This is a genomic window from Pseudomonas sp. AN3A02, assembly GCF_011765255.1.
Taxonomy (GTDB): domain Bacteria; phylum Pseudomonadota; class Gammaproteobacteria; order Pseudomonadales; family Pseudomonadaceae; genus Aquipseudomonas.
This window is the reverse complement of sequence record NZ_JAARNI010000006.1, coordinates 251,388-263,873: the sequence shown is the minus strand read 5'-3', so window position 1 is coordinate 263,873 and position 12,486 is coordinate 251,388. Positions and strand designations below refer to the sequence as shown.

Here is a 12,486-nt window from a genome sequence, read left to right as displayed (position 1 = left end):
GATTTGAAGTGCTGCGCGCCGTCCGGATCGATCCGCTGCACCAGCCGTGCGCGCTGGTCGTGGACGTAGACTTCCTGGCTGCCATCGGCGTTGTGCACGGTGACAGTGCCGTTGTCGTCCCACACATACCGCGTGTCCATCTGCGAAAAGCTGGCCCAGTGCCGGACACACCTTGCAGCCTTGCCAGTCCGTTCCCACTCCCAGAAGAAACTCGCCCCGCCGGCCAGTTCCCGCTCCAGGATCACCTGCTGATCGTCGTAGCGATAACGTTCGCTTTCGCCGACAGCGTTGGTCGCCTCAACCAACCGCCACACATCGTCATACTTGTAGGAAACAACGTTCTGCTCAGTAACCCAGCCGAGTTCCCGCTGCACCTGATAGTCGACCGCAACGATGTGTCCACGGTCATACCGCAGTAGCAATCCCTGACCAACGTGGTTATCGATCCGCTGAATCCGCCCGGAATAGTCTCGGGAAATGCGCAGTCGGTTGTCGTACGCATCGCTGATCGACGTCAGCACACCGTTGCGGAAGTGGTAGAAAAGCGACGCCTGAGCCAGAACCAATTCATCAGGCAAACCACCCAGATAAATCGCCGCCTCCGCCAGGCTATTGGTGATGGCTGGCCGCGCAGCAGAGGGCAGGGGAAATGTGGTGCTGCGGTTTTCGTGATCGGTCCACACCACCGATTCACCGCTCACCACCAACCGCTGCGCCAGCGAATGACTCCAGCCAAACCCCAACCCGCAATCCACTTCCACGGCACTGCTGCGATACAACCGCGTCCAGGCAAACGGCAGCACACCCTCCAACGAGCCGTCAGTGAGGGTCAGCAGCTCCTCACCGGTAACCATCGATACCGGGCAGCCATTGGTACAGGTATTTGCCGAACAGACCGAAGCATCCCCATTGGGGTTTTTCGCAGAAGCAGGCACATCATCCACGGGTTCCTGCTTCACCAACGTCGTGCGCGCCGCTTTAGGCTTTCGGACCAGCGCTGCCGGATTCGAAACCTCATTTGCACCGGCCTTCAAAGGCACGGCCGCTGCCTTGATCGACACTGGATCATTTCTAAGCGACACCGGCTTAAGCACACTGGGGTGCCACTCCAGCCGTGGCACGTCGCCCAACTTGGCCATCTGTTCGAGCAACACCCGTGCCCGGCCTGATCTGACCTTGCCCAGCACCTGCGCCCCCAAGCGCACCGCCACACCCATCCCCCCGGTGGCCAACAGCAACAGCAGGTTGAGCAGCACCTCGGGAGTCATTTCCCCCAGCAGCTCGTTCATATCTGGCGGCGGAAGCAATTGCGCCCAACTGAACATCGCGGCCAAATAGATGAACAGCAGGGGTTCATCGCTCAGCACCAGAAGGCCGTTGGCAATTGCCTCTTTGCTGAGCTTCAACAGTTCGTCAAGCTCGCCCTGGGAGATGTAGTGCAGCAATTTTTCGCTGTTGGGTTTGATGTCGGCCAGCAAGTCGTACAGGTTTGGAATGCCGTCCCAAAGGCTGTACAGCGTGTTCGTAATCCCTCGCACGAACGCTTCATCCATCATCTTTCGACGGTCGAGGGCTCTGGCATTTGAATAGTGTTTCCACTGCGCTTCGAAGCTGTTCGTCCATTCGCTGCGCAAGCTGCTTTCCAGCGAGCTGATCACCGACTGATAGGAGGCGTAGAGCGCCTTGACGTGATCCCTGGAAACATTGGGATAAAAGCTGACCTGATACTTCTGGTCGCGGGTGCAGTCGGTGACTTCAAGAATGCCGCTGGGGCCGATGGTTTTATGGACGGGGGGACCGATCGGGCTGCCGTCCTCGGCGATGGCCTGGAGCATGACGGGCGTGTTGCCAATCGGAACAAAGCGCTTGCTCTCAAACATATGCACCAAGGTCAGCGCACCATTGGGTTTGCACACCGCAACGGTGCTGCTTGGGGCTGTAGAGGAAACCGGCGCGACCAAGGCAACCTCATCCCCGACCTTGAACACTTGCTCGACTTCCAGCGCCGAAAAGCTCCAGAAACTCTCAGCCCATTCGTCAAAGGTGTTAAGGCACTGCCTGAAGTCGCTAAGGACTGCCTCTACATCCCTCGTCTCCGCATCCATGGGGGCCAGGGCCAGCCTGCCAATGGCGGGATTCAAGAAGCAGCCCCATCGGGCAGGGCGTTAATCGGAAAAAGCATCGGCGTTCCCTCGCGCTGTGTGATCAGGCGAGGGACTTTGCAGAGGTTCGTAAGAGAAAGAAGTCGGAGCTATCCACTACTACTGATAGGACGTTTCGCCAAACCTGCGACTAACCTGGCGAGCTTCCGTAAGCCAAATCCACTGTAGAAAATAAATCCCACAAAAACCACATACGCAACAATTCCAACTTGACAGCCTCCATTCCCTTGGCGTCTATTGATGTACCCGCTGGATCATTTCGCAGATGTCCCTGGATGCTCAATGAAGACTGATACCTCACTGACTCAAATGCCCAGCGTTCTCCAAGCGGCTGAAAGCATCCGCCATGGCACACTCACCCCCGTGCAATTGGTCGAGCAAAGCCTCGAATCCATCAAAACCCACAATTCCACATTGAATGCCTTTGGCGATGTCTACACCGAGTCCGCACTGGAACATGCCGAAATCCTGACCGCAGAAGCACAGGCCAACCGGTTTCGCGGCCCGCTCCACGGCATCCCCTTCGGCATCAAAGACCTGTTCTCCACCGCCAACCTGCGCACCACCCGCGGTTCGCTCACCGGCCTGGACAACGTCCCCACACAAGACGCCCCGATCATCCGCCGCCTCAAAGACGCCGGCGCGATCATCCTCGGCAAGACCGCCACCACCGAATTCGGCTGGACCGGCGCCAGCACCTCCCGGGTCTTCGGCAACGGCCGCAACCCGTGGAACCCACAACTCACCAGCGGCGGCTCCAGCTCCGGCTCGGCCATCGCCGTGGCAGCACGCATGGTCCCGGCCACGCTGGGCTCCGATGGCGGCGGTTCGGTGCGTATCCCCGGTGCCTTCTGCGGTGCATTCGCCCTTAAAGGCTCCCTCGGGCGCATCCCCACCTGGCCCTGGTCTGCCACTGAAATGCTTAGCCACGCCGGCCCGATCACCCGCACCGTGCGCGACAGTGCGTTGCTCTTCGATATCCTCTCCGGGCCCGACCCGCTGGACCACCAGGCTTTGCCCGCGCCGACCGAGTCCTACCTGGCGCGCTGCGACCAGCCGCTGGGGCCATTGCGTGTGGCTTATTGCCCAACCCTGTTTGATACGCCCGTGAACCCGGTGATCGCAGCCACCGTCGAAGCAGCGGTGCATTACCTCGCAGATGAGCTGCCGGTCACCGTCACCACCTTGACCCTGGACTGGCAAGACCCGCTGGCCACCTTCGAAACCCTGTGGGTGGGCGGGCGCGGGATCGCTTACGGCAAATCCCTGGCCGATCGCCTCGACCAACTGGACCCAGGCTTCGCCGCACTGATCAAACGCTCCGCCGATTACGATTTGGCGGCCTATCTAAACGCCGTGCAACAGCGCGCACTGTTCGCCAATCAGGTACACGCATTGTTTAACGACTACGACGTGCTGCTGATGCCGACGATGCCGATCCTGCCGTTCGCCGCCGACCGGGTTGCCCCGCAAGGCTGGCCAGGCGAGGAGGGCGCGGTGCCCTGGGCCCGGTGGACGCCGTTTACCTATCCGTTCAATATCACCGGTAACCCCGCCGCCAGCCTGCCCTGTGGCTTTAGCCCGAGCGGTTTGCCGATTGGCTTGCAGGTGATCGGGCGGCGCTTTGCCGACGCCCAGGTGCTGCAATTCTGTGCAGCCGTGGAAGCCATCGCCCCTTGGGATCAGCACCTTCCCCCGATGCTGATGCCCTGATTGATTGCACCCGGAGTGGGCTCAAAAGAAGCCGGCCCGTGATAAACGCTTTGTGTTGTCCTGCCCTTTCACACCCTGATGAGTGAGAGGTACCCGTGACCCTGTCCATGGCCGTATTACGCTCTATGCTCCCTGCTGGACCGGCTCGCGCCGCGTCTCGCCGTGGGCCGCGCAATACCGGCCGCCTGAACCTGCCCTGGAATACCTCTTTTATGCTCAACCAGCCACGTCTCGACGAAATAATGCTCCTGCTCACCCAACACCAGCGCGTCAAGGCGTCGGACCTGGCGCAGGCGCTGTTCGTCTCCGAAGAAACCATCCGCCGCGACTTCAAGTACCTGGAAGAAGCCGGCAAGCTGCGGCGTATCCACGGTGGCGCGATCCTGCCGCGGCTCAACGAAGAACAGCCGCTGCAAGTGCGCAGCCGCATCAAGCCCCAGGCCAAGACGCGCATCGCAGTGTGTGCGGCGAAGCTGGTGAGCGAAGGCATGGTGCTGTTTCTCGACACCGGCACCTCGACCCTGGCCCTGGCCCAGCAACTGACCGCCTTCAGCCAGTTGCGCATCATCACCAACTCCCTGGACATCGCCCGGCTGATCACCGAACAAAGCGCCAATCAGGTGCTGGTGGTACCCGGCGATGTACGCCGCAACGACAACGCGCTGATTGGCGCCCATACCCTGGAATTCGTCCGACAGTTTCACTACGACATTGCCTTCATGGGTATCGGCGCTGTCGACCTGGAGCTGGGGTTCATGGACTACCAGGAACCCGAGGCGCTGCTGCGCCGGGAGCTGACCAAGCACAGCCTGCGCAGCGTGATCCTGGCTGACGACGCCAAGTTCGGCCACCGTACATTTATCAATACGCTGCCGTTCAGCGCCGTCACGACCCTGGTCACCAATCGTGCGCCGTCCAACGATTTTGCGAGCCGCCTGGAGCAAGCCCATGTCGACATCCTTTACCCCTGAGTTGCTGTCGCCCAGTGAACAGGACCTTGCAACCTTCGAGGCGCTGTTCCGCGACACGTCGGCCATCGGCGCGACCCAGGCCGGAGGGCTGCATCGACTGGCCGCCTCGGCCGAAGACGGCGCCGTGCGCGACGTGTTCGCGGGCTGGCTGACTGAACGAGGCTTTGAAGTGCGCGTGGATGCAGTGGGGAATATGTTCGGGTTGATCACCTTTAATCCAGACGTCCCCTACGTGCTGTGTGGCTCGCATCTGGACAGCCAGCCAAGTGCCGGGCGCTTTGATGGCGTGTATGGCGTGCTGGCCGGCGCGGTCGCGGTGGCCAGCGTGGCCCGGCAGTTGCGCGAACGCGGTGAAGTCCCGGCGTGCAACCTGGCGGTGGTGAACTGGACCAACGAGGAGGGCGCGCGCTTCCAGCCCAGCCTGATCGGCAGTAGCGTGTTCACCGGCGACCTGGCCCTGCAAGACGCCTGGGCCTGCCGCGATGGCGATGGCATCAGCCTCAAGCATGCGCTGCAACAGATTGGTTATCTGGGGGAAGGCAAGGTCGCACTGGACGTCGCCGGTTATGTGGAAATCCACGTCGAACAAGGCGGCGGCCTTGAGCGCGACGGCCTGGCCATCGGTGTGGTCCGCGACACCTGGGCCGCCCTCAAGCAACGGATTCGTTTCATCGGCGAACAGAACCACACGGGCCCAACGCCCATGGCCGCGCGCAAGGATGCCTTGCTGGCCGCCGCCCACGCGATCACCGCTGTGCGGGCCGAGGCCGACTTGCACGGTGTGCAACTGCACAGCTCGGTGGGGCGCCTGGAGATTTACCCCAATTCTCCCAACGTTGTGCCGTCCAGCGTGACGCTGCATGTGGAATACCGTTCGCCAGACACTGAGTTGCTGGCCGCTGCGGGTGAGCGCCTGGATGCGTGCCTCAAGGCCACCGCCAGCGCCACGTCGACGGACTACACCATCGAGAGCCGTGTCCTGCGTGAGACAACGCACCTACACCACGGATTTTCCGAACTGGCCTACAGCGTCGGCCAGCAACTGGGCTTGCCCATTGGCAACAGCGTCACTGTGTCAGGCCACGACGCCATCAGCCTGAGCCGGCACTACCCGGTGTGCCTGCTGTTTATCCCGAGCAGCAATGGCGTGTCCCATAACGAAGCGGAGTTCACCAACGAGCAGGACATGCGCAACGGTTTGCACATGCTGACCGCGTTGCTGCACCGCGCCTGTTCCACCCCCAACGCCTACCGCTGAGGTCCGCCATGTCGAGTCGTTTGCAAGCAAAGTCACGGCTGCTGGGCGCCCTGGAGGCCGCCGGCTTGTCCGCCCATGTGGTGATCGAAGAGGGCACCGCCGGGATTGCCTCGCCGGTGCGCCTGGCCACCGAGTGGACCGGTTATACCGTCACCGCCCCGTGGGGCCAGTGTTACGCCAAGGTCCTGCATGACGACATGCGTGCGCTGATCGACATCGAACGCACCGCCCGCGCCACCCAACTGGCGGCGGATTGCGACGTGACGCCCGGTGTGCGCCTGGTGGATGCCGCGGCCGGGGTGTTGCTGCTGGATGCCTTGCCCGCCAGCGAATGGCGCTGGGCGCGCCTCGACGAATTGATGCCACCCCAGCGCCTGCAAGCGCTGTGGGCCCTGAAGAAACAACTGCAGGCCGGCACCTCGCCGGGTTTTACCCGCTCGCCGTTGCAAGACATCCAGCACCTGCGTGAGTTATGCGTGCGCTACAGCGTGGCCTTGCCCATCGACCACGCCTGGATCAGCACCTGCATTGACCTGGCCTGGACCTCGCTGCAACTGAGCGCCAGCGACTCGGTACCGCTGCACGGCGACGGCGTGGCGAGCAACGTGATGATTGGCCCGGACGGCGCCTTCCAACTGATCGACTTCGACTACGCTGGCTGCGGCGATCCCTGGTACGACGTGGCCATCAGTCTCAACGAACTATATGTCTTCGAAAGCGACTGGCGCGAAGGCATTGTCGCCTGGGCCGGCGAATGCCGCGAAAGCGACTACGCCCGCTGCCGCTTGTACGCCTTGATCAACGATTGGTACTGGACCCTTTGGGGGCTGTGGGTCGGCGCTACTTCGGCGCGGCCGTTGGAGTTCTCCAAGGTCGGGCAGTGGACGCTGTTGCGCTGCCGCCAGGGTTTGCAAGACCCACGGTTCGAAGGTTGGCTACGTCAGGTACAGGAGGGGCAGGCATGAAAGCGTTAGGTGAGGCGTGTACGCCACAGGAGTGTCAGCTGGAAGCGGCGGTGCGCGGGGTTGCCAGTTGGGGCGGCACCGGCATTCGTTATGAGCCGGTCAGCGGCGGGATCTCCAACACCAACTGGCGGGTGGAAGTGGCCGGGATCGACACCGCGTATTTCTTCAAGGTGCCGGGGGTGGGTACCGAGATGTTTATCGACCGCCGCACGGCCCACGATGCCAGCCTCAAGGCCGCGCAAACCGGTTATGGCGCGCCGGTGTTTGCCTTTCTCGAAGAGTTCGGCGTGGAAGTCTTCGAGTTCATGGAAGGCTGGCGCGCCTCGTCCAACCACGACTTTCTCGACCGCGACGTGCGCCATAACGCGCTGCATGCCCTCAAGGCCTTCAACGACCAGCCCCCGTTGGTGCAGACCAAAACCGTGTTCGACATGATCGCCGAGCACCAACGCCAAGTGGAGCAACTCAACGGCTGCAAGCCCGCCGACGACGCCTGGCTGCGCCGCCAATGCGACCGCGCCCGGGGCGTGCTGCAAGCCTCCGGCATGGATTTGGCACCCTGCATGAACGACACCCTGGCGGGTAATTTCATGCTCAACGACCGTCGGCAAATTCGCCTGGTGGACTTTGAATACGCCTCCAACAACGACCGGCATTACGAACTGGCGCTGTGGTTCGGCGAGATGTTTTTCACCGATGAAATGGAGCTGGCCCTGATCGAGGACTACTTCGGCCAGGTCACCCCGCAGAACCTCGCACGCATCAAGTTGCACAAAGCCCTGGCGGACATCAAATGGTCGACCTGGGCGATGGTGCAGCACGCGGTGTCGCAGCTGGATTTCGACTTCTACAAATACGGCACCTGGAAGCACATGCGGGCCCGCAGCCTCATCAACGATTCGCAATGGGAAACCTGGCTAAGACAGGCTTGAGCCTGCGCCCTACAACAATAATGCATTGAATGAAGTCACTTGGGCGCCGATTGGTGCCTGCGTTTTCACTGCTTGATTTTTGTTTGATCACACAAAAAAACGATCCACAAATTCAAGGAGCACCCGACTCATGAAATCCGATAGCGCGCCACCCGGACGCCTGAAAAGCCAAATTTTCGGCGTGTATTTTTTCCTGTTGCTGATGTTCGCCTTATTCCCGCCGTTCTATTTGAGCGTGAGCGGCAGTACCGCATTGGTACTGGGCATTCCGTTGCCGATCTTCTACTGGATTGCCATTGCCGTCCTCGCAGGCCTGGGCCTGTGGGCGTTGTACGTCGCCGAGCTGAAGGCCGGCGAAATACCCGAAGAGGGGGATGCGCAATGATCAGCACCACCAGCGATGCCAACCTCTTTATCACCTTCGGCGTCATCGGCCTGTTTCTGGCCGGGATGATTGCCGTGCTGTACGCCACCAACCGCGAGAGCACGAGTTTTTCTGACTACGCCGTAGGCGGGCGCTCCTATGGGCCGTGGTACATCGCCATGTGTTACACCAACTCCTGGTGGCCGGGCTCGACCTTTACCGCGTTTTTCGCCCTGACCATCGGCGGCGCCCTGGGCTTCTACGGCATGGTCTACGCCACCCTTGGCGTGACGGCGATGTACCTGATGGCCCGCCGCGCCTGGACCTGGGGCCAGCGTTTCAACCTGCGCACCCAGCCGGACTTGCTCGGCATGCGTTTCAACAGCCCGGTGGTTAAGCGCGTGGCCTCGATCATCGGCATCATCTCGGTGTTCCCGTGGGTGGTGATGGGCATCCAGGCCTTGGCGATGCTGTTCCAGTTCGCCAGCTTCGGCCGCTGGGGCGTCACCACCTGCCTGATCGCCGGCGTGGTGGTGGTGCTGGTGCGCCAGTACTGGACCGTGAGCATGGGCATGCGCGGGCTGATCATGACCGACATGTTCCAGGGCCTGATCGCCTATGTCGTGTGTGCGGCGCTGTGTGTGTTCCTGCTGTTCGGCGACCAGGCATCGTTCTCCAACCTGTCGCACCTGCCAGCGAAAATGCTGCTGATTCCCGGCGCCAGCGGCACCGGTTATGGCCCGCTGTATATGTTCAGCCTGATCTTCACCGGGGTGATCGGCTCGATGTGCTGGCCCATGAGCTTTCAGCGCATCTACACCGCCAGCGGCGTCAAGTCGGTGAAGAAAGGTACGCTGTACACGATCCTGTTGGTGGGCGGTTTCTACGGGATTCTGATGCTGTTCGCCGCGGCCATCAGCCAGGACCCGAACGTCATCGCGCACCCGCAACAAGGCTGGTTCCTGTCACTGTTCGACATCGGCGGGCCGTGGATGCTGGCGCTGGCGATCGTCATCGTACTGGCGGCGAGCATCGGCCACGTCGACGGCTGCGTGCAGGTATGCGGCACCCAGTTCGCCAACGACCTGGCCACCTGGAACACTCCCCGTACCGACCGGCAACTGACGCTGCTGGCCAAGTCCGGGATGGTGGTGTTTATCGTTGCCGCCTCGGTGCTGGCGTACCTGACCTTTGACTACGCGCGGCTGCAATTGCTGGCGCAGATTTCCTACCAGGGGATTATCCAATTGGCGGTGCCGCTGTTCTTCGGGATCTTCAGCCGCCGCGGCAACAAGGAAGGCGCGATTGCCGGGATGCTGGCGGGGATTGTGGTGGCGATTGTACTGACGACGCTGTACCCGGACGACATTCCCGGGCTGGGCTCGTTGACCAGCGGGATCGTCGGGTTGGTGGTCAATGCGGGGATTTTTGTGGCGTGTGCATTGGCGATCAAGCCGAGTGAGGAGGAGAGTGCGCGGGTGGAGCAGTTGTTTGAGATGGCGGCGCCGAGACGGCAAGTTACAGCCGATGCGACACCGCTGATGAGCTGAACCTAATTGCCCGATGTGCCCGGGGCCAGTTCCTTATAGATATCCCTGGCGACATCGTTGGCATCCATTCCTAGGCCTTTGCCATATTGCCCGGGACGAATAATGCCCACCTGCATGAACCAGCGGGTGTGCTCGGTGGGAATCCCCAGGACATATAGGTCTTTTTCCGCGCACTCGTGGCGGTCCAGCGGGTGAAATGGCGACTCGCTGACGGCCACGCCTCCAGTGTCATAGGGAGGGCCACCGACATTGACATAGCTGTGCCAGATACCGTCTCGAATCAGCTGGCGAGTGAGCTCGGAGCGATCGTTTGCGATATCGGTCTTGGGAATGCGAGCGTCAATCAGATTATCCACCTTGACGTCTGAGCCGGTGACGCAGGCCGAGGAAAAGACAAACGTGCCGGTGCTCTCGTCGGTAGTGACTTCAGTGCGTGGCCCAATGATATGCAGCAGGCCTTGTTTCAGGAGGGCCAGCAATTGCTGGGACCGGTGGATCGGCGTGCCAGCGCTGAGGAATGACAAGGGGTGGCTGGCATGGGCCACGAAGTCTCTATGGGACCGGGACTCAAGTCCGGTGAAATCGACGGCCAGGCGCTGAATGGCCCGAGTATCTCGAAGTACTTCCATGGCTGCCTTGAGTGGATTGATCACGTTGCCTTGCAAGGCTTCCTCCAGGTCGCGCGCCACCAACGCTGACAAGGCCTGTTCAAAGGCCTGGGGGCTGCCGAACTCGCGGTCGATGAAGGGCCATGCCTTGCGTTCCAGATCCAGAAGCGGTGTTGTCTCTAACGCGAACTGCCGCAAAACGTGCTTGATAAGTCCCAGTGGGTCACTGAAACGGTTGACTGAGCTTGAGACTTGCTCGACGAAGTCCAGGCTCGCGGCATGTCCGTATTGTTGTTCGATAAGGGTCCGAAAGTAGACCAGGTTTACCTCTGCGAGAATCCATGGGTAGATGTCCCGCTTGAAGTCCAGCAGGCCGGAACAACGCAGCCCGAGGACGCGCTCGCTGGTAAATAGAATGGGGGTGTAGGAGAAATTCACGCTGCGCTGCTGGAGGCCGCGTACCGGGATTGGTACTCCGCTGCGTGACCCGGCAACGATCAGCGCGGGTTCCCTGCCCGATGCCAGGTACTGCAGTCGATTACTTGGCAGGGTTGTGAATACACCGCCCCGACCGACTGTCAACATCATCAATACATCGTAAAACGATAAGCCCAGCCCCAACACGCCCACCCTGTCCCCGGCAGCGATAGTGCTCAACGGCATCTGCGCGGCCGGTTGCGCTGGAATATAGGTCAACGCTGGATGCCGGTCCGCAAAGTCCTGCAGTTGCCGTTGATCCGGTCTCGGGATTTGGCTGGCGTGCCCCGTGCACAGCACCACTTTGTTGGCCGGCAGTTGGGCGCCAGTGTCGAGTTGAAGCCGATAAATGCCTTGGTCTTTTTGCAGAGCGTTCACCGTTGACTTAATCGCAATAATCCGCAGGTGAGAGGGCAGCTGTTCCTGCGTCGCCTGGAATACAAATTTAAGGTATTGGCCATAGACCTTGCGTGCCGGGTAGAACACATCACCCACGTGGATACCCGCTGGTTCCAGCACCTGGCTGTAGATCCACTGCTTCATGGATGGCCCATGTCCCGCCCGGGCAGGCCCATCGTCGGGCGCTCCCGAGAACATTGCGATTTCATCGATGGAGTTGTCCATCAGCAAGCAGTCGGGCTGATCCGTTCGCCAGATTTGCCCGCAGCCAACTTCGGTGGCGTCAATTGCATAGATATCGACGGGACGTTTCTCGCCATTGTGCACCAGCAATGCCACCAGTCTTTCAATCACTGTGACACCTCGGGGGCCTGTACCGATCACGGCAATTGCGTAGGGGGTTTCTTCCAGTTCCATGGGAGCGCTCTCCAATCGGGGCATCTACTGTCGTTACTGTGAATCGTGGCGCTGCGTTCTGCGCCTTATCAATACGGTGATCCATACACCTAGGCCAACACAAACCAGCAGCAGCGATATCAACGCGAATAATGCGACTTGCAGCGCCTGTCCATAAGCAACGGGCCCCGAGTCGGTGCCAAGGGCTGAAAAAAACAGGCCGCCCAGTAACGCTACGCCAAAGGCAGAACCAATCTGCAGGGTGGAGATGATCAGCCCCGACACAAGCCCGGCCTGTTCCCGTGTCGCTTCGACGAGAATGACGCGGGTGATGGAGGGCAAGACGATGCCGTGTCCGATCCCGGCAACCAGCAAGGCTGCATATTGTTCAGCGCCAGGCAGAGTGCCTGTTCCAACCTGAATGGCCAGTGCACCAAAGCCGCCGCACATGAGCAGATAACCGATGGGAACGACCCAGTACCCACTGTGCTTGACCAGTATTGGTGTCAGCAGTGGCCCGACAATAAAGCCGCAGGCGAAGGGAATCAGCAGCAGGCCCGCATCCATTGCACTCCAGCCCAGGCCGGCTTGCAGGTAGATGCCAAATGCGAGGAAAAACACCCCGTCGGTGTAGAACAGAAAACCTGCGATCAACCCCAGCACGATCACCGGCTCAGCGAAGACCTTCAAA

10 protein-coding genes are annotated in these 12,486 nt (G+C 60.9%); 7 read left to right on the top strand and 3 right to left on the bottom strand.

Features of this window, described 5'->3' with window-relative positions; translation table 11 throughout:
- Window positions 1-2,105 (bottom strand): DUF6531 domain-containing protein (locus HBJ59_RS22585; RefSeq protein ID WP_167664817.1); only part of this gene is annotated, 2,105 nt, incomplete at its 3' end.
- A 366-nt stretch (window positions 2,106-2,471) separates the two neighbouring features.
- On the opposite strand from HBJ59_RS22585, the gene HBJ59_RS22580 reads away from it, so the two are divergent.
- The 7 genes from HBJ59_RS22580 to HBJ59_RS22550 all read left to right on the top strand — a co-directional run bounded on the left by HBJ59_RS22580 (window position 2,472) and on the right by HBJ59_RS22550 (window position 9,915).
- A complete protein-coding gene (locus tag HBJ59_RS22580; RefSeq protein WP_167664816.1) occupies window positions 2,472-3,875 on the top strand; it encodes an amidase in 1,404 nt (467 codons plus the stop codon).
- 212 nt (window positions 3,876-4,087) lie between these two features.
- Window positions 4,088-4,846 carry a DeoR/GlpR family DNA-binding transcription regulator gene (locus tag HBJ59_RS22575; RefSeq protein WP_167664812.1) on the top strand — a complete coding sequence of 253 codons (759 nt, stop codon included), beginning with the start codon at window positions 4,088-4,090 and terminating at the stop codon, window positions 4,844-4,846.
- Window positions 4,824-6,104, top strand: a complete 1,281-nt coding sequence (locus tag HBJ59_RS22570) for a M20 family metallo-hydrolase (protein ID WP_167664811.1) — start codon at window positions 4,824-4,826, stop codon at window positions 6,102-6,104. The genes HBJ59_RS22575 and HBJ59_RS22570 overlap by 23 nt, the downstream gene beginning before the upstream one ends.
- 8 nt (window positions 6,105-6,112) lie before the next feature.
- Complete coding sequence (locus HBJ59_RS22565; protein WP_167664810.1) at window positions 6,113-7,069, top strand: aminoglycoside phosphotransferase family protein; 957 nt, start codon at window positions 6,113-6,115, stop codon at window positions 7,067-7,069.
- The gene (locus HBJ59_RS22560; protein ID WP_167664809.1) at window positions 7,066-8,001 is read left to right on the top strand and encodes a choline kinase family protein; all 936 of its coding nucleotides are present in this window, start codon (window positions 7,066-7,068) and stop codon (window positions 7,999-8,001) included. Before HBJ59_RS22565 ends, HBJ59_RS22560 begins: the two co-directional genes overlap by 4 nt.
- Window positions 8,002-8,131: 130 nt before the next feature.
- On the top strand, window positions 8,132-8,386 hold the full coding sequence (locus tag HBJ59_RS22555; protein ID WP_167664808.1) for a hypothetical protein: 255 nt from the start codon (window positions 8,132-8,134) through the stop codon (window positions 8,384-8,386).
- Entirely contained in the window at window positions 8,383-9,915 is a 1,533-nt protein-coding gene (locus HBJ59_RS22550) for a sodium:solute symporter (RefSeq protein WP_167664807.1), read from the top strand. Before HBJ59_RS22555 ends, HBJ59_RS22550 begins: the two co-directional genes overlap by 4 nt.
- Before the next feature lie 2 nt (window positions 9,916-9,917).
- Here HBJ59_RS22550 and HBJ59_RS22545 read toward each other — a convergent pair whose 3' ends face one another.
- Both HBJ59_RS22545 and HBJ59_RS22540 read right to left on the bottom strand, forming a co-directional pair.
- Window positions 9,918-11,816: an FAD/NAD(P)-binding protein gene (locus HBJ59_RS22545; protein WP_167664806.1), complete on the bottom strand. Its 1,899-nt coding sequence runs from the start codon at window positions 11,814-11,816 to the stop codon at window positions 9,918-9,920.
- Window positions 11,817-11,849: 33 nt separating this feature from the next.
- Window positions 11,850-12,485, bottom strand: a complete 636-nt coding sequence (locus tag HBJ59_RS22540; RefSeq protein WP_167664805.1) for an MFS transporter — start codon at window positions 12,483-12,485, stop codon at window positions 11,850-11,852.
- Window position 12,486: the final 1 nt, after the last annotated feature.